Origin of the sequence: Streptococcus xiaochunlingii (genome assembly GCF_006385805.1) — a bacterium.
GTDB classification, from domain to species: Bacteria; Bacillota; Bacilli; order Lactobacillales; family Streptococcaceae; genus Streptococcus; species Streptococcus xiaochunlingii.
Window position 1 is genome coordinate 1,422,606 of the sequence record NZ_VFSG01000001.1, and the last position, 18,072, is coordinate 1,440,677.

The following is an 18,072-nucleotide window of genomic DNA, read 5'->3' on the forward strand; positions in this document are numbered from 1 at the left end:
AAGGTCCGGTCGCTCATTTGTTAAACAGTGTAAAGTATATTTACACTGTTGTAAATATACAGTAAAACGAGAAAAGAAGTAGCTATTTGGCTACTTCTTCCACATATTTACGTCCTAATAAGTTAGGATTCTTTTTCTTGATTCTTAGAAATGCTTCGACTCTTGCCTTCAAGATACACCATCAAGATAGAAATGTCAGCTGGGTTGACACCTGAAATCCGGCTAGCTTGACCAATCGTTTCTGGATTAATCAACTTGAATTTTTGACGAGCTTCTGTTGCGATGGAGTCAATATCGTCCCAGTCAATATTGGCAGGAATTCGTTTTTCTTCCATCCGCTTCATTTTTTCAACCTGATCTAAAGCTTTTGAGATATAACCCTCGTACTTAATTTCAGTTTCAATCAGCTCGATAATCTTATCATCTAGTTCTTCAGCTGCTGGTCCGATAAAGTTGACAACATCTTGATAAGATACTTCTGGTCTTCTCAAAAATTCTTTGGCTGTGACAGCATCTGTCAATGGTTTAAAACCTAGCGCTGCAACCTTCTCGTTCGTTTCCTTTACAGGTTTTAACTTGATACTGTCAAGGCGCTTCATTTCATTTTCAAACTGATACTTCTTGGTTTCAAAACGTGCCCAACGTTCATCGTCAACCAAACCAACCTCACGACCGATTTCTGTTAAGCGCATATCTGCATTATCATGACGAAGAATCAAACGGTATTCTGCACGGCTAGTCAACAGACGATAGGGCTCAACTGTTCCTTTGGTTACCAAGTCATCGATCATGACCCCAATATAACCATCACTCCGTTTTAAGATGAGCTCTGGTTTTCCTTGGATTTTTAGAGCAGCATTAATCCCTGCCACAATTCCTTGGCCAGCGGCCTCCTCATAGCCAGACGTTCCATTGGTTTGGCCTGCGGTAAAGAGACCTGAGATTTTCTTAGTTTCTAGTGTTGCTCGCAATTGATGTGGAAGGACCATATCATACTCAATCGCATAACCGGTTCGCATCATCTCAGCATTTTCCAATCCCTTAATAGAATGGACAAGATCTCTTTGCACATCTTCTGGTAAACTGGTTGACAAGCCTTGGACATAGACTTCTTCTGTATTGCGTCCTTCTGGCTCAAGGAATAGCTGGTGGCGTTCCTTATCCGCAAAGCGAACAATCTTATCTTCAATAGATGGACAATAGCGAGGTCCAACTCCCTTTACAACACCTGTAAACATTGGAGCTCGGTGTAAATTGCTGTTGATGATTTCGTGGCTTTGACTATTGGTATAGGTTAACCAACAAGGGATTTGATCCTTTAAATAATCCTCGTCACGCGAATTGTAAGAAAAGTGATTTGGATTCTCATCACCTGGTTGAATTTCCGTTTCTTCATAATTGATTGACGATGCCTTTACACGTGGTGGCGTACCCGTTTTGAACCGTCCAATTTCTAGTCCTAAATTTTTGAGATTTTCAGCCAAATTGATAGAAGCAAGGCTATGGTTAGGTCCTGATGAATACTTGAGATCCCCAATGATGATTTCTCCACGTAAAGCCGTTCCAGTCGTGACAATGACAGCCTTGGCCCCATATTCTTGGTGGGTCGCTGTTCGAACACCAATAACCTTCCCATCTTCTACCAAAATTTCATCAATCATGGTTTGGCGAAGGGTCAAGTTTTCTTGATTCTCAACTGTCTTACGCATTTCCTTAGAATAGAGCTCTTTATCTGCTTGAGCACGAAGCGCACGAACTGCTGGGCCCTTTCCTGTATTCAACATTTTCATCTGAATATAGGATTTGTCAATATTCTTGGCCATCTCTCCACCGAGAGCATCTACCTCACGGACCACAATCCCTTTTGCTGATCCACCGATTGAGGGATTGCATGGTAAAAATGCCAACATTTCAATATTGATGGTTGCAAGTAGAACTTTACACCCCATCCGGCTCGCAGCAAGGGAGGCTTCTACTCCTGCATGTCCCGCTCCGATTACAATAATATCGTATTCTTCTATAAAATTATAAGTCATTTTTTCTCCTATTCTTTAAGATGGATGTGTCGTAATTGTCCGTCCCAATCTGGTAAGGCGGTTTTTAAAAATGCCGGCTTCAGATTAACAGTATGTAGATCATCTAAAGCAAGCCACCGGCAAGGTAATGGCTTCGCATCTTCTTGCATGGTTAACGGTGCATCTTCCAGTAAGTCCACCAAATAATGAAATTCAATGTTATGATAGTGGACCTCAGCTTGTTCAAAGCGATTTTCAACAATGAAAGCTAACTGAAGCGCTCTAGATGCGACCCCAAGTTCCTCTTTTACTTCTCGAACTACGGCATCTTCAGTAGCTTCATCCACTTGAATAGCACCTCCGATTGTATAAAAACCGTCCTCATCTTCTATGACGAACAAGCGATTGTCTTTTACAATCAAAGCAGTCGCTCTCACACCAAAAACAGTAGAACCTATTTTCGTCCGAAAATCCTGTTGCCTCATTTTACTTCCTTTCGAAATCACACAAAAATAGTCAAAACTCTGAGAAGTGCAGGACAAAAAAGCCTGCAACATCCATGAGCTTTGACCATCACTTCTATTGCTTTTATTATTGTAGCAAATTGAGAAAATTTGTCAATTTAAATATACTGACAAACTTTACCATCTCGATAAGCATTGTCAATTAGTCCACCACCGAGACACTCTTCACCATCGTAAAAGACAACAGCCTGACCTGGCGTAATAGCCCGTTGAGGTTCTGCAAAAATCACCTCAGCCTTGTCACCCTTGACATGAACCGTCACTTTGGAATCTGGTTGGCGATAGCGGAACTTGGCTGTACACTCTAGTGTAAACTCTTCCGGCATATCCCGTGTAAAGTGAACTTGACTAGCTTGTAAACTTGTTGACATGAGTGCTTCATGATAGAAGCCTTGACCGACATACAGAATATTTTGACTCAGATCTTTACCAACAACAAACCAAGGAGCATTGTCCCCACCTTGTTGGCCACCAATTCCAAGTCCACCCCGCTGACCGATCGTATAATACATCAAACCGGCATGTTCGCCCATATCCCGTCCATCTACAGTCATCATTCGGCCTGGTTGGGCAGGAAGGTAGTTCCCTAGAAACTCTTTGAAATTCTTTTCTCCAATAAAGCAGATCCCAGTGGAGTCTTTCTTTTTAGCCGTTGCCAATCCAGCCTCTTCAGCCAACCGGCGAACCTCAGGTTTTTCCAAATGTCCCAACGGGAACATGGTTTTTTGAAGTTGTTCTTGTGACAACTGGCTTAGGAAATAAGTTTGATCCTTCCCGTTGTCAACACCGCGTAGCATATGAACAATGCCATCCTCATCACGCGCCACACGAGCATAGTGACCCGTGGCTACATAATCGGCACCAAGTGTCATGGCATAATCTAAGAAGGCCTTAAATTTGATTTCCTTATTACACATGACATCCGGATTTGGTGTCCGGCCTGCACGATATTCTGCAAGGAAATATTCAAAGACACGATCCCAGTATTCTTTCTCAAAGTTGACAGAATAGTAAGGTATGCCAATTTGATCTGCAACCGTTGCTACATCTTTGTAATCTTCTGTAGCTGTACAGACGCCATTTTCGTCTGTGTCGTCCCAGTTTTTCATGAAGATGCCGATGACATCGTAACCCTGTTGCTTTAATAATAAAGCTGTTACAGATGAATCAACACCACCACTCATACCAACAACAACACGTGTTTTCGAGTTATCACTCATAGATTTCTCCCATCTTTTCGTTTCTCACGATTGAAGGTCGTGGTGTGCTTCAACGATTGAAGGTCGTTTTGAGCATTATCAATTGTAACACGCTTTATAGTAGAAAACAAGCATCTTGCCATCCTTCTTATTGGCTATTGTATCTATATGTTTACAAGTCTGTAAATCAAAAAAGAGTCCAATTGCTGAACTCTTTCATCTACTTTAATACCAGCCATTAGCCAGCCAGAAGTTTTTAGCCGCCGACCATGATCCATATCGGTTGACAACATATTGATTGGCTACTTTTTCCTGGTTTTCTGGTGACAAGTCACCGTTTAAATAAGAAAGGGATAACTGGTAACGACCATAGTATTGGCCATTTTGTGCTGTATAACTGCCACTTGATTCTTTCTGGGCAATCCATTCTTTAGCCGCTACATCTTCGGCACTCAAGCCATCTGAGGCAGATACCGTAGTTGTTGCTTTACTAGTGGTAGCTTGCTCTGTAGTATTAGTTGTTGTCTTCTCATCTTCAATCTCTAGAACTTGACCAACTGTAATGTGGTTGACGTTGCCAATCTTATTTTTCTGAGCAATCGCATCAACCGTTGTATTCTTCTCTTTAGCAATAGCTGATAAGGTATCACCTGACTTTACAGTGTAAGATTCTGCACTGGCAAGGATGGGAATAAACATTCCAGATAATAAGGTCAGTCCGATTACACGTTTTACAAATATTTTTTTATTCATGGTTTTACACTCCTTTTCTATATGTTCTTTATCTTACAGAAGAAATGTTTCAGAAACTTTATGAAATCACGTCAAATGTTTCAATAATATGTTAGCAAGAATAAAAAACACCTCAAATAAACTAGTTTTAAGTATCTTTTAAGTTTAAAACAAAATTTCCCTCTTAAATAGAAGAAAACATGCCCTAGATTTGTTATAATGAAAGAAAAGAAACCCTAAGGAGCTGACTGATGAATTCGCTTAAATTCCAATCCGTATTTGATATTATTGGACCGGTTATGATTGGACCTTCTAGTAGCCACACTGCTGGAGCTGTTCGTATTGGAAAAATTGTCTCTTCTATTTTTGGAGAGGATCCTACAGAAGTTGAATTTCAGTTGTTTAATTCCTTTGCCAAAACCTATCGCGGCCACGGGACAGACTTGGCCCTTGTAGCTGGTATTTTGGGGATGGACACAGATGATCCAAGAATCCCCAATAGTCTTGAAATTGCTCATGAAAGAGGAATTCGAATCGTCTGGTCTATTCAAAAAGAGAGCAATGCGCCTCATCCAAATACGACGACCATCACGGTGAAAAATGAACACAAAACCATCTCCGTCACAGGAATTTCTATTGGTGGGGGAAATATACAAGTCACCGAGTTAAATGGCTTTGCAATTTCTCTAAATATGAACACCCCAACTATTATTATTGTTCACCAAGATGTTCCTGGGATGATTGCCCATGTGACAGAAGCCCTTTCCCGCTATGATATCAATATCGCCCAAATGAACGTAACCCGTGAAAAAGCCGGTGAAAAGGCTATTATGATTATTGAAGTGGATTCTCGAAATTGTGACGAAGCTATTGAGTTAATCCGTCAAATTCCCCATTTACACAATGTGAATTTCTTTCAATAAGGAGACCCCATGTTTTATTCCATTACCGAACTAGTTGAGCAAGCGACCCTCCACTATGAAGGAAATGTCGCAGAATTAATGATTGCAACTGAGTTTGAACTAACTGGTCGCGAGCGCGAAGAAGTTCTGTCTCTTATGACACGAAACCTTGAGGTCATGAAAGAATCCGTTCATCTTGGACTCAATGACCAACTTTCTAGAAGTGGCTTGACCGGAGGAGATGCTGCAAAATTGGATCGCTATATTCGATCTGGAAAAGCCCTCTCCGACTATACTGTCCTAACCGCAGCCAAAAATGCTATTGCTGTCAACGAACACAATGCAAAAATGGGCTTAGTCTGTGCTACTCCCACTGCTGGATCAGCCGGTTGCTTACCCGCTGTTCTCACTTCAGCGATTGAGAAACTACAGTTAGATGAACACCAACAATTAGAGTTCTTATTGGCGGCAGGAGCCTTTGGTCTGGTTATTGCCAACAATGCATCGATTTCAGGAGCCGAGGGAGGCTGTCAAGCTGAGGTTGGGTCAGCCTCTGCTATGAGCGCAGCAGCTTTAACTCTAGCAGCGGGAGGAAGTCCCTACCAAGCTAGTCAAGCCATTTGTTTCGTCATTAAAAATATGCTAGGCTTAATTTGTGATCCCGTTGCAGGACTGGTAGAGGTTCCTTGTGTCAAACGAAATGCAATGGGTGCAAGCTATGCCTATATTGCAGCAGATATGGCTCTAGCAGGAATTGAATCCAAAATCCCTGTTGATGAAGTCATCGATGCTATGTACCAGGTCGGATCAAGCCTACCAACTGCCTTTAGAGAAACGGCCGAAGGTGGTCTGGCAGCGACTCCAACTGGGAAACGACTACAGCAAGAAATATTTGGAGACTAATCTATGAAGTACATATTTTTCGACTTGGATGGGACTTTAGTCGATAGTTCCCAAGGTATTGAGACCACCTTTCTACACACTTTCAAGGTACTAGGAGTTCCTGCTCCTGATAAAGAGACTATTCGAACCTTTATGGGCCCTCCACTCGAAGTTACATTTACAAACCATCTTCCAAAAGAACTTGTCACAAAAGCTGTAGAAATCTATCGCACCTATTACAAAGAAACCGGCCAACAACAAACCTATCTCTACCCAGGTATCAGAGAACTCCTTCAGCAATTGAAGGAATTGGGTTATCACCTATTCATCACTACCTCTAAAAATCAAGAAGTGAGTCTTGAAATAGCCCATTCACTAGGAATTAATGATTACTTTGATGGGATTTATGGTTCTATCCCAGGATTCATGCACAAAGCTGATATCATTCAGCGTGTACTGGTGGACCATCAAATTCCAAAAGAGGAAGCTTGCATCGTTGGGGATACTAAATTTGACATCATTGGGGGAAAAACCATTGGTATTCACACAATTGCAGTCAGTTGGGGATTTGCACCCCTAGAGCAATTAAAAGAGGAAACTCCCGATACCATCGTAGATTCCCCCCTAGCTTTACTCACTCATTTAAGTTAATAAAAGAGGTTTACAAATTTGTAAACCTCTTTTATGTATGAAATCACGTATGGGTAAGAGCATCCATGGTTCACTAAGGTTGACTAACAAAATCATTTTTCTTTACAGCTCTTTCCAATCCTTGTCAAGGTAAGAAACAAAATAAAAAGAGGGTTTAACCTCTTTTTTAGTATCCCCAAGCTGAAAGCCCTTGGTTTGAATAGGCATTATAAGCTGCTTGGATTTGATCATCAACTGTAGCAGTTGAACCCCAACCTGGCATTGTTTGGAAAAGACCACTAGCTCCAGATGGATTTGCTGCGTTCACTTGACCATTTGATTCACGTGCAATAATAGCTTCCCAAGTTGATGCAGGAACTCCTGTCATTTCAGCCATACGAGCCGCTGCATAGGATCCAACTTCTCCAGCAGTATTCCCATTTGCAAGTACAATACCATTTCCAGAATTCGTAACAACAGGTGCTACATTATAAGTGGCAGTAGTTGTTGTTTCTGCTACTACTTGATTTGTAGAAGCTTCGGCTACTGGTTCTTGACTTACTGTGGCAGTATTTACTTTATTAATCAATGATTTTGAACGTTCACCCAACTCAATAATTTGACCTGCATGGATCAAATCTTGGTTGCTGATTTGATTCAATTCAACAAGTTTTTCGATAGTAGTGTTATTCTTAATCGCAATTTCTGATAAAGTATCACCATATTTTACTTCATATGTTTCAGCATTCACTACCACACCAGAAACAAAAAGTGAAAGAGCTGAGATAATAGAAGTTAATGTCCATTGGACTTTTTTTGTGTTCATCAATACATTCTCCTTTCGAACATAATACTATCTTACACATTAAATGTTACAGTTAGTTATAATTTATGTTACAAAGGTTACAAAATCATGTATTTTTCATGCAAAAAACGCTATAAATAGCGTTTTTCTTCATTTTTTTAGAAAAATTCCCCTATATGTAGTGGTGGTATTCTAATATTTCAACCAAAAAATGATAGCACCAACTGCTACTACAGACAGAATAGCTACACTATCTAAAAATTGCCATTTTAACTGCCTATAACGGCTTCTTCCCTCTCCACTTTTATAACCTCTTGCCTCCATGGCAATTGCAAGAGCATCTGCACGTTTAAAACTTGATGCAAACAAGGGAATTAAAATCGGTATAAAAGAGCGGATCTTCTGAAGGAGATTCCCTTCTCCAAAATCAACCCCTCTAGCTCTCTGTGCATTCATAATGCGAATCGTATCATCCATTAGAGTGGGGACAAAACGAAGGCTCATAGACAACATGAGTCCAATTTCATGAGCAGGAACTTTGATGATTTTAAATGGAGTTAACAACTTTTCTACGGCATCTGCTAAGCTTAAGGGCGTTGTTGTCAGTGTTAAAATCGTTGAAAATACAACAATGAGAATAAAACGACAAAAGATCACACCAGCTTGAGCAAGTCCTTTATCCGTTACAGTCAAAAAATAAAATTGAAATAATGTCTTACCGCCAGTCGTCGCAAACAACTGAAAGAGTGTGGTGAAAGCAATGATAAAGACCATCGATTTCAGGCCATTAATAAAAAAGCGGAAGGGGATCTTGGCACTCAAAATCAACGCAAAGGCCAACAAAAACAACAGGGCATTCGTCATCACATTATTGGCCCAAAACAAAATAATAATTAGTAAGAAAAGTCCTAGTAACTTTGCCCTTGGATCCATACGATGGAGAATGGAATTACCTGGTACATATCGTCCTAAAATCATGCTATTCATGTCCAATTAACTCCTTAAACTCCTGTAAAGTGATTGGTAAAGTTGGCAAAGATAGTCCTTTTTGGCGCAAGCGCCAAGCAAATTTCGTCACTTTCGGTACACCTAATTGTATGTTTTCTAATCCTTCTACATCCTGAAATACATCCCTTGGATGCCCAGACCTCACCATTCGTCCTTTTTCCAAAACATAAACAAGATTTGCGTATTCTGCCACATCTTCCATAGAATGACTAACAAGAACGATGGTCATCCCAGCTTGATGAAGTGACGCAAATAGCTTCATTAATTCCCGTCTACCTGACGGATCCAAACCAGCTGTCGGCTCGTCCAAGACCAAAATTTCAGGTTCCATCGCTAAAATGCCTGCAATAGCGACCCGTCTCATTTGCCCTCCAGACAATTCAAAGGGACTCCGTTCAAACAACTCTTCAGAAAGACCGACTAAGCGTAATTTTTCCTTAGCAATGCTCTCAGCTGATTCTTGGTCTACTCCAAAATTTTGAGGCCCAAATGCGACATCTTTTACAACAGTCTCAGCAAATAGTTGACTTTCTGGAAATTGAAAGACGAGACCCACTTTTTTCCGAAGATCCTTTAGCTCTTTTTGAGAAGACTCAGAACTAATGCGCATATCATTCATTTGCACTTCCCCTCGACTGGGCAAAAGCAAACCATTTAATAATTGGAGGATGGTTGATTTTCCACTTCCAGTATGCCCAATTAGAGCTGTATAAGAACCGCTTGGGATTTCTATATTCACATCAAAAAGAGCCGCTCCTTCAAAAGGAGTACCTTCTTGATAGGTATAACTAAGCTGTTTTAAAGCAATTCCCATAATAGTTTCTCTAGCTCTCCTTCAGTCTGATAGGTTTCTCCAACTGGAAAACCTTTTTGATGTAACATGCTACGCAATCGATTAGCGAAAGGTTCTTCTAATCCAATTTCATCTAGATCATCTCGAGAAAAGAGTTCTCTTGGAGTCAGATCCAAGGTCGCTTTTCCTTTTTCAAAGAGAATAACCCGATCACTTAGGGAAACTTCCTCTAAATCATGGGTAATAGAAATAACGGTTAACCCATATCGTTCTTTGACTTCTCGAACCGTACGAATTAGTTCTAGACGCCCTTCAGGATCCAACATACTGGTTGCTTCATCTAAAATGATGATTTTAGGTCGTAAAGCAATAATTCCAGCAATGGCCACTCGTTGCTTTTGTCCACCGGATAATCTAGCGGGTTCTCGATCTTTGAACTCATCCATGCGGACCATCTTCAAAGCTTCGTCTACTCGTTGCACCATTTCATCTCTTGGAATTCCTTGGTTCTCCAACCCAAACGCCACATCATCTTCAACTGTAGCTCCAACAAACTGGTTATCTGGATTCTGGAAAACCATGCCAATCTCACTACGTTTATCCCAAACATTTTCAGGAGTTAACAAATCTCCGGAAATATAGATTTGACCAGATTCCGGTTCCAACAAGCCATCAATCAAGCGGACCACTGTTGATTTACCACTTCCGTTATGTCCAATAATGGATAACCATTCACCATGTTTCACGTGAAACGATGTATCATTTAACTGATGGTTCTCGTCTGTTTTTTGGTATTTAAATGTAAGATTTCGAACTTCTATAATATTATTCATTTATCTAAAGGTATCTTTAAAGAGGTAGGCACTGCCTTTAAAGTATTCATATCCAGAGTAGACTGTAAAGATTAGCGCAACATAAAGCGTAATTTGACCCAATAAATCCCAATGGAAGAGAAGGAAAATAATGGCAAACATTTGTGAGAAGGTTTTAATTTTTCCAGGCATAGCTGCTGGCAAAACAACTCCTCCTGTTTCAACCAATAACAGACGGAGGCCAGTTACGGCTAATTCACGGCAAATAATAACTGCTGTAATCCAGGCTGGAACCATCTTTAATTCAATCATCATGATAAAGGCAGACATGACAAGAAGCTTATCAGCCATGGGATCCGCAAATTTCCCAAAGTTACTAACAACTTTCCATTTACGAGCTAAATAACCGTCCAAATAATCGGTGATACTAGCAACTGCAAAGACAATAGCTGCTGCTACATGCCAACCATAACCTTTACCAAATATTAGCATCAAAATAAAAATAGGAATAAACACAATTCGAATCAGTGTTAAGGCATTTGGGATATTTTCTTTTTTCATTCTAGTCTCCTTACTAGTTTACATGATCATTTACATCTATTTGACAAAATAGACGTCGTTTTAATTCGACAAAAACATCATTCCACTTTTTTCCCGTTATTTAGGGAAAATGATAAAGTCCGTCATATCACAAGCGTTGACAAAATCTCGCCCAACCTTTACAACATCTTGTAAAGAAATACTCTGTAAAATTTTTGGAAGATCAAATAGATTTTCACCTGTCTCAATTGGATTAAATTGAGTCGCAATATAATCCAAGGAATTCAAACCGTGTAGAAAATCTCCAAACATTTCACTTTTAATCGTATCCAAATGCTCTTGAGTCACATCAGGATCTTTCTCAAAATTCTTAATGGCCGTTCTGAACTGATGGGATATACTAACAGGTTCTGAAGTGTCCATCGTTAACATCACAAAGTGAAACGAAGACTCTACTTCAATTTCTAGTGTCAAGGAGTTGTCAAGTTTACCAACTTCATAAAGTGACTGAAATCGTTTAGATGTCCATCCAAACATCATTGCAAACAATAATTTGAGGATAATCTTATAGCGATACTGGTAAAGAGGAGGAATCTGATTTCTTCCACGAATTCCAATTGCTAATTTCGGTGAAGCAACTTCCATCCGACTTGTCTCATTTTGAACAACTGGATTTAAGTCCACGGGTGAGATATGAGGAAGAGGACTTGAAGAAATCTTCATCTCAAATTCAGAAACAAGGTTAACAAGACTGTCAAGATCAAAATTTCCGACAACCACTAGATGCATATTGGATGGTTGGTAAAAATAATCGAAATTTTCCTGTAAACTTTCTTCATCAATTTGAGCGAGAGAAGATACAGTACCTGCAATATCTTGGGCCAAGGGTGTATCTGGATAAAGATTTGCCAACGCCCTAAAGAATAATTGGTAGTCAGGACTATCTTGGTACATTTCGATTTCTTGTTGAATAATCAATTGTTCCTTCTTTAGAGAATCCTTTGAGAGATGAAGAGATTGTGTCATCTCCAGTAACAATCTCAGATTTTCATTGATATTCGAGGTGGTCGAAAAGAGATAGCTAGTTTGTGTAAAGCTAGTAAAGGCATTACTTTCAGCTCCCAGCTTTACAAAATGCTGTAAATAATCTTGACAGTCTTGATCTTCAAATAATTTATGTTCAAGAAAATGTGCAATCCCTGCTGGAAATTCTTTTATTCCCTCTACTCCATCCACTGTAAATCTTGTGTCAATAGAACCGAATTTAGTAGAAATGATTGCATAGCTTTCATTAAAATCCGCCTTTGGAATTAAATATAACTTCAATCCATTTTGGAGACTTGTCTGATAAACACATTCTCCAACAGCTGGATAATCTATTTTCTCCAAATCTTTCTTTATCATTCTCTTCCTTCCATAAAATAGACCGCTTGTAATTTGAGCGATTTTGCAACAGCCATAATTTCTTCTTTCGTCACCAGTTGAATGGCTTGGATCCAATCATCAATTGACAAGAACTGTTTTCCTAAAGTAGATTGTAAATAAGATCTTTCAATTAAGGTGCCAGGTCGATCCTGCGACAATTTTGCAGCATTTATAATCATTTCTTTTGTCAAGCGCAACTCTTCACTTGTAAACTTCCCTCTCTTCAAGTCACTCACTTGACGGCTCATCAGAGTCATGATCCGGGTTCTATTTTTCCGATCAATCCCTGCATAGATCCGCATAAAATGAGAAAAAATATCAAAATGGCTAGAGATCGTATAAGCCAATCCTTCTTTTTCTCGAATGACTGTAAACAATTTTGAATGAGAGAAAGCCCCCAGTAAACCATTTAAAACAATCAAAGCAAAATGCTCTTTCTCTCCATACTGAACAGGAAAATGATAACCCAACTCTAAAATAGATTGATGAGTATCTCTTTGTTCGAGTCCTTCTCTGACAACGTTTGAAAAAGATTGGGCATAAAAAAGATTGACATGAGATTTACGAGGTTGTAAACCAAATTCACTAATCTTTTCAATGACCGCTAGTTCATTGAAATCACCCATAAAGAAAAAGTCAATCAGATTTGTTTGAAGCATTTCTTGAAATGCTTGATAAGCTGACCCTTCATCCTCATTCTGAATCTGCTGGACACTTCCATACTTACTTAGTTTCATATCAGCTTGATCATAAAACAAACGATTCAATTGTTGGTGAGCATAATAAAAATGATTTTCAATTTCTGCTTCTAGTTCTGTAACGAGATTTTTTTTCTCTACTGAAAAAGTTTCTGAATGAAAGCACCCGTTTTCTGCAAGAGGAGCATTCAGAGATACCTCTAATAAATCCAACATCTGATCTGTCAAGACATTTTTCTTGCTCAAAAAAGCATCACGGACATAAGATAAATTAATATCAATGTAGTGCATTTGACCGCGTTTTGAAACAGAAGTAGAAAAATTTGCCCCATACAAGTTCGCCAACTGCTCTCTAAATTTCTGTGAAGTTGGGTAAAGTTGATTGGCTGTTTCGATCATGCGTGAGGCTAGAACTCGTCCTGCTATTGTTTCTTCAGAAAGAGGGGCCGAGAACCGCACTTTTATCTCATTGGTCTTAAATTTTTCTGATTTCATAAAATGGATTCGAACACCAGTAACTAATTCCATCGTCATCCTCGTTCTAACAAATATTACTCTTCATTATATCATGAAATCCCAGTAAAATCTTTCCCAGACAGATTAAAAAACGTTTACACTGACTCGCCCTATTTTAGGTTTTTCATCCTTTTGTGGTATAATAACTATCATTGAGGTGAACTATGAACTATAAACTTTTTGATGAATTTATCACACTACAAGCCCTATTTAAAGAACTGGGAATCATCCAAAGCGGTGGAGCTATCAAAGCCTTTTTACACGAAAATCAAGTAGAGGTCAATGGAGAAGTGGAAACCAGAAGAGGACGTAAGTTACGAGTCGGAGATACAATCGAAGTAATTGGTGAGAAGGAAGTCATAACACTGACAGAACCTAGTCCAGAAGAGATTGAAGACTATCAAGCGGACAAGCTGGAAAAAGAACGCGTTGCTCAATTAGTGAAGAAATTAAACAAAGAACAAAAACAAAAAAAAGATTCTAAACCTAAAAAAGAAGAGAATAAGCGGAAGCCTGTTCGTTTCCCAGGAACATAATATGTGGCTTAAATCCATACACATTCAGAAATTTCGAAATTATAAAGAAGTAGATCTTCAATTCCACTCTGGTTTGAATATTTTCTTAGGCCAAAATGCTCAAGGAAAAACCAATCTCCTCGAATCCATCTACTTTTTAGCCTTGACCCGCAGCCATCGGACCCGTTCCGATAAAGATTTAATTCATTTTCAAGAGGAACAATTTACTGTTTCAGGGATCTTAGAAAAAAAAACCGGCTCAATCCCTTTAGAAATTTCCTTATCCTCAAAAGGACGAGTCACTAAAGTGAACTACTTAAAACAAAGCAAGTTATCAACCTATATCGGTAACATGAATGTGGTTCTCTTTGCTCCAGAGGATTTACAACTTGTTAAAGGCTCACCCGCTCTTCGCCGCAAGTTTATTGATATTGATTTAGGCCAGATGAAACCCGTCTATCTATCAGATTTAACAGCCTATCATCATGTTTTAAAGCAACGAAACAGTTACTTAAAAACGGCAACTACCGTAGACCCAACCTTTTTAGATGTTTTGGATGAGCAATTAGCAGATTATGGTAGCCGGGTCTGCATCCATCGGAAAGATTTTCTTAAAAAATTAGAAGACTTTGGGCAAGAGAAACATTTTGAAATTTCCAATCAAACTGAAAAACTATCTATTCGGTATGATTCCTCCATTCCTTTTCAAGATGAGGAAACACTTCGCCAAACCTTTATCACCTTGCTTCGAGAAAATCGGACAAAAGATCTCATCAAAAAAACAACCAGTGTTGGTCCTCACCGAGATGATATTAGCTTTTACATCAATGATATGAATGCGACTTTTGGTAGCCAAGGGCAGCACCGCAGTGTTGTTCTTTCCTTAAAATTGGCAGAGATTTCATTAATTGAATCCTTGACAAATGAAAAGCCGATTTTACTCTTAGACGATGTTATGAGTGAACTTGACAACAATCGTCAACTACATTTACTAGAAGTTATCTCTCGTGACATCCAAACATTTATCACAACTACTACCTTAGATCACCTAAAAGACTTGCCTGAAGACTTAAAAATCTTTAATATTTACTCAGGTCACATTGACGAATAATTAACAAGGTTGTCAATTTTTATTGACAACTTTTTGACATAATAAAAGTGTGAAATCTTATGATTTCACACTTTTATTTTTTATTGAACGGAGTAGTTTGGTGCTTCATTGGTAATTTGGACATCGTGTGGGTGGCTTTCTTTCAAACCTGCCCCAGACATTTCAACAAATTGTGCATTTTCGTGCAATTCTTGAAGGTTGGCAGCTCCAACATAGCCCATACCAGAACGGATACCACCAATCATTTGGAAGACGATATCGGCTGCTGAACCCTTATAAGCAACCCGACCTTCGATTCCTTCTGGAACCAATTTGTTGGCTTCATTAACAGAACCTTGGAAGTAGCGGTCGCTTGAACCTTTCTTCATTGCCGCAATAGATCCCATACCACGATAAGTCTTGAACTTACGTCCTTGGAAAATTTCAGTTTCACCTGGTGCTTCATCTGTTCCTGCAAACATAGATCCAAGCATGACTGCATGACCACCAGCAGCAAGGGCTTTTACAATATCTCCAGAATACTTGATCCCACCGTCAGCAATGATTGTTTTTCCATATTCACGCGCAACAGCAGCTGCGTCATAGATCGCTGTAACTTGAGGAACTCCGACACCAGCAATCACACGAGTTGTACAGATTGAACCAGGTCCAATCCCTACCTTAACCACGTCAACACCTGCATCATAGAGAGCACGCGCTCCCTCAGCTGTAGCAATATTACCTGCAATCAAGGTGCGATCTGGGAAATGAGCGCGAATTTCAGCGATTTTGCGAAGAACACCTGCAGAATGACCATGGGCTGTATCGATGACAATAGCATCCGCACCAGCTTCAAACAAGGCTTCCGCACGCTCAAAAGTGTCAGATGTAACTCCGACAGCACCTGCTACTAAAAGACGACCAAATTCATCTTTTGCTGCATTTGGAAACTCAATAACTTTTTCAATATCCTTAATGGTAATCAAACCTGACAAACGACCATTTTCATCCACCAATGGTAATTTTTCAATACGGTGTTCTTGAAGGATTCGTTCAGCTGTTTCTAAATCTGTACCAACTGGTGCAGTTACTAGATTCTCGCTAGTCATATGATTTGAAATTGGTTGATCATAATCAGAAATAAAACGTAAATCGCGGTTGGTCAAAATCCCAACTAGTTTACGATTTTCCAAGGTTTCAACCACAGGAACACCACTGATCCGGTAACGTCCCATAAGTTCGTCTGCCTCAGCAATGGTATGTTCAGGTGTTAAGAAAAATGGGTCAATGATAACGCCGTTTTCAGAGCGTTTTACTTTACGAACTTCATCTGCTTGTTGGGCAATGGACATATTTTTATGAATAACCCCAAGTCCTCCAGCACGGGCAATGGCAATAGCCATTTGGCTTTCAGTAACTGTATCCATCGCAGCTGTGATGATTGGGATATTCAACACAAGGTTATCCGCCAATTTTGTACGAAGATCTGCATCGTTTGGTAATACATGACTTTCAGCTGGAATGAGCAATACATCATCGAAGGTATAACCTTTTTTCAAAAATTTAGTGTCCCAATTTGACATTCCCATTTTCCTCTTTTCTTTCTTTTTGAGCCAAGCTCGTCTTTTTTGATTGATAATATCATACCATTCTAAGATAATTTGTCAATCATTTGTACAATATTTCAAAAAGAGGTGTTGGAACCTCTTTTGAATCATTTTTTTATTGAATCATCTCAATATCAAGAGCTTACTTGAAATAGTTTAAGCCCATAGCAGATTTGACTTGATCAAGGGTTTCTGCTGCAACCGAACGCGCTACTTCACTACCTTTTTGAAGCATATCATAAACTTGTCCCATATCTTTAGCAAATTCAATCCGTCGTTCGCGAATAGGTCCCAACTCTCTTTCAAGAATCTCTAACAAATAGCGTTTGGTTTTAACATCTCCTAAACCACCCCGTTGGTAATGGTCTTTCATTTCTTGAATGGTCGCCTGGTCTTCTTCTTTTCCAAACACATCTAAATAATGGAAAACCATATTTCCTTCGATTTTTCCTGGATCTTCGACACGAATATGCTCAGGATCTGTGTACATACTCATGACCTTTTTCTTCAAGGTGTCCATATCATCCGCTAAATAGATACCATTTCCAAGAGATTTAGACATCTTAGCATTCCCATCCAAGCCAGGCAAACGACCCGCGGCCTCATTTTCTGGGAAAATTCCTTCCGGTTCAACCAAGACATCGCAATGATACGCATGATTAAAGGAACGAACAATTTCACGAGTTTGCTCAATCATGGGCTTTTGGTCAGTTCCAACAGGCACGAGATTGGCTTTAAAAGCGGTAATATCTGCAGCTTGGGAAACAGGATAAACCAAGAAACCAGATGGAATAGACTCTCCGAATCCTTTTTGGGCAATTTCTGTCTTAACGGTTGGGTTTCGTTCCAAACGTGAAACAGAGACCAAATTCATGTAATACATGGTCAATTCCGCTAACTCAGGGATTTGACTTTGAATAAAAATAGTTGATTTCTTTGGATCTAAGCCAGCTGCTAAATAATCTAGAGCAACATTTCCAATAGACTCAACAATGGTTTGCGGATCTTTAGCATGATCCGTTAGGGCTTGCTGATCGGCTAAAAAGACAAACATCTGGTACTTGTCTTCATTTTGCATAAGAACTCGATTCTTCAACGAACCGACATAGTGTCCAATATGGAGCTTCCCAGTCGGGCGATCTCCAGTTAAAATAATCGGCTTGGTCATTTTTCTTCCTCCCTGAAGTACAAAATAAAAGCCCACGCATAGCAAAAACTATGCGAGGGCGTCTGAGACACGGTGCCACCTCACTTAGAACAGCATATGCTGTTATCTCTGACTCATCACAAATGAGCTGCACATAAGGCCTGCTAGCCGAATCTCTATTGGTTAAGATTCTATTTGAACATCAGTCCATTTCATTCTGTTTCGTTGCTTA

At 39.5% G+C, this 18,072-nt stretch carries 18 protein-coding genes and 1 other annotated feature (1 of these 19 cut by a window edge); of the genes, 5 read left to right on the forward strand and 13 right to left on the reverse strand.

Features of this window, described 5'->3' with window-relative positions:
• Positions 1-122: 122 nt before the first annotated feature.
• The 4 genes from mnmG to apf form a co-directional block, all read right to left on the reverse strand.
• A complete protein-coding gene (gene mnmG / locus FJR71_RS07080) occupies positions 123-2,036 on the reverse strand; it encodes a tRNA uridine-5-carboxymethylaminomethyl(34) synthesis enzyme MnmG (RefSeq protein WP_048690979.1) in 1,914 nt (637 codons plus the stop codon).
• 8 nt (positions 2,037-2,044) lie between these two features.
• On the reverse strand, positions 2,045-2,500 hold the full coding sequence (locus tag FJR71_RS07085; protein WP_048715078.1) for an NUDIX hydrolase: 456 nt from the start codon (positions 2,498-2,500) through the stop codon (positions 2,045-2,047).
• A 137-nt stretch (positions 2,501-2,637) separates the two neighbouring features.
• Entirely contained in the window at positions 2,638-3,759 is a 1,122-nt protein-coding gene (gene mnmA, locus FJR71_RS07090; protein WP_140814416.1) for a tRNA 2-thiouridine(34) synthase MnmA, read from the reverse strand.
• 204 nt (positions 3,760-3,963) lie between these two features.
• Positions 3,964-4,491, reverse strand: a complete 528-nt coding sequence (gene apf / locus FJR71_RS07095; RefSeq protein WP_140814417.1) for an aggregation-promoting factor — start codon at positions 4,489-4,491, stop codon at positions 3,964-3,966.
• A 230-nt stretch (positions 4,492-4,721) separates the two neighbouring features.
• Between apf and sdaAB the strand changes: the two genes are divergently transcribed.
• From sdaAB to FJR71_RS07110, 3 genes are read left to right on the forward strand one after another with little or no spacing between them, the layout of a single operon-like run.
• Positions 4,722-5,393: an L-serine ammonia-lyase, iron-sulfur-dependent subunit beta gene (sdaAB, locus tag FJR71_RS07100; protein ID WP_023024775.1), complete on the forward strand. Its 672-nt coding sequence runs from the start codon at positions 4,722-4,724 to the stop codon at positions 5,391-5,393.
• Between the two features lie 9 nt (positions 5,394-5,402).
• The gene (sdaAA, locus tag FJR71_RS07105) at positions 5,403-6,275 is read left to right on the forward strand and encodes an L-serine ammonia-lyase, iron-sulfur-dependent, subunit alpha (RefSeq protein ID WP_061564528.1); all 873 of its coding nucleotides are present in this window, start codon (positions 5,403-5,405) and stop codon (positions 6,273-6,275) included.
• A gap of 3 nt (positions 6,276-6,278) precedes the next feature.
• Positions 6,279-6,905 (forward strand): HAD hydrolase-like protein, encoded by a 627-nt coding sequence (locus FJR71_RS07110; RefSeq protein ID WP_061564529.1) that lies wholly within the window; start codon positions 6,279-6,281, stop codon positions 6,903-6,905.
• 166 nt (positions 6,906-7,071) lie between these two features.
• Here FJR71_RS07110 and FJR71_RS07115 read toward each other — a convergent pair whose 3' ends face one another.
• The 7 genes from FJR71_RS07115 to yfmF all read right to left on the reverse strand — a co-directional run bounded on the left by FJR71_RS07115 (position 7,072) and on the right by yfmF (position 13,493).
• Positions 7,072-7,710, reverse strand: a complete 639-nt coding sequence (locus tag FJR71_RS07115; RefSeq protein ID WP_140814418.1) for a LysM peptidoglycan-binding domain-containing protein — start codon at positions 7,708-7,710, stop codon at positions 7,072-7,074.
• A gap of 171 nt (positions 7,711-7,881) precedes the next feature.
• Complete coding sequence (locus tag FJR71_RS07120) at positions 7,882-8,676, reverse strand: energy-coupling factor transporter transmembrane component T family protein (RefSeq protein ID WP_048690994.1); 795 nt, start codon at positions 8,674-8,676, stop codon at positions 7,882-7,884.
• Positions 8,669-9,511, reverse strand: coding sequence for an energy-coupling factor ABC transporter ATP-binding protein (locus tag FJR71_RS07125; RefSeq protein WP_048690995.1), 843 nt, complete (start codon positions 9,509-9,511; stop codon positions 8,669-8,671). Before FJR71_RS07125 ends, FJR71_RS07120 begins: the two co-directional genes overlap by 8 nt.
• Positions 9,496-10,323 carry an energy-coupling factor ABC transporter ATP-binding protein gene (locus tag FJR71_RS07130; RefSeq protein WP_048690997.1) on the reverse strand — a complete coding sequence of 276 codons (828 nt, stop codon included), beginning with the start codon at positions 10,321-10,323 and terminating at the stop codon, positions 9,496-9,498. Before FJR71_RS07130 ends, FJR71_RS07125 begins: the two co-directional genes overlap by 16 nt.
• Positions 10,324-10,863 (reverse strand): CDP-diacylglycerol--glycerol-3-phosphate 3-phosphatidyltransferase, encoded by a 540-nt coding sequence (gene pgsA / locus FJR71_RS07135; RefSeq protein ID WP_006595343.1) that lies wholly within the window; start codon positions 10,861-10,863, stop codon positions 10,324-10,326.
• Positions 10,864-10,959: 96 nt separating this feature from the next.
• Complete coding sequence (yfmH, locus tag FJR71_RS07140) at positions 10,960-12,246, reverse strand: EF-P 5-aminopentanol modification-associated protein YfmH (RefSeq protein ID WP_140814419.1); 1,287 nt, start codon at positions 12,244-12,246, stop codon at positions 10,960-10,962.
• On the reverse strand, positions 12,243-13,493 hold the full coding sequence (gene yfmF, locus FJR71_RS07145; RefSeq protein ID WP_140814420.1) for an EF-P 5-aminopentanol modification-associated protein YfmF: 1,251 nt from the start codon (positions 13,491-13,493) through the stop codon (positions 12,243-12,245). The genes yfmH and yfmF overlap by 4 nt, the downstream gene beginning before the upstream one ends.
• Before the next feature lie 152 nt (positions 13,494-13,645).
• Here yfmF and yaaA point away from each other — a divergent pair, with 152 nt between their 5' ends.
• Positions 13,646-14,017, forward strand: a complete 372-nt coding sequence (yaaA, locus tag FJR71_RS07150) for a S4 domain-containing protein YaaA (RefSeq protein ID WP_048691002.1) — start codon at positions 13,646-13,648, stop codon at positions 14,015-14,017.
• Position 14,018: 1 nt separating this feature from the next.
• Positions 14,019-15,107: a DNA replication/repair protein RecF gene (gene recF / locus FJR71_RS07155; RefSeq protein WP_140814421.1), complete on the forward strand. Its 1,089-nt coding sequence runs from the start codon at positions 14,019-14,021 to the stop codon at positions 15,105-15,107.
• Positions 15,108-15,187: 80 nt separating this feature from the next.
• Here recF and guaB read toward each other — a convergent pair whose 3' ends face one another.
• Entirely contained in the window at positions 15,188-16,669 is a 1,482-nt protein-coding gene (gene guaB / locus FJR71_RS07160; RefSeq protein WP_048691005.1) for an IMP dehydrogenase, read from the reverse strand.
• A gap of 166 nt (positions 16,670-16,835) precedes the next feature.
• Positions 16,836-17,861 (reverse strand): tryptophan--tRNA ligase, encoded by a 1,026-nt coding sequence (trpS, locus tag FJR71_RS07165; RefSeq protein WP_048691007.1) that lies wholly within the window; start codon positions 17,859-17,861, stop codon positions 16,836-16,838.
• Between the two features lie 51 nt (positions 17,862-17,912).
• Positions 17,913-18,072 (reverse strand) — a binding site (T-box leader); it runs 66 nt beyond the window's last position.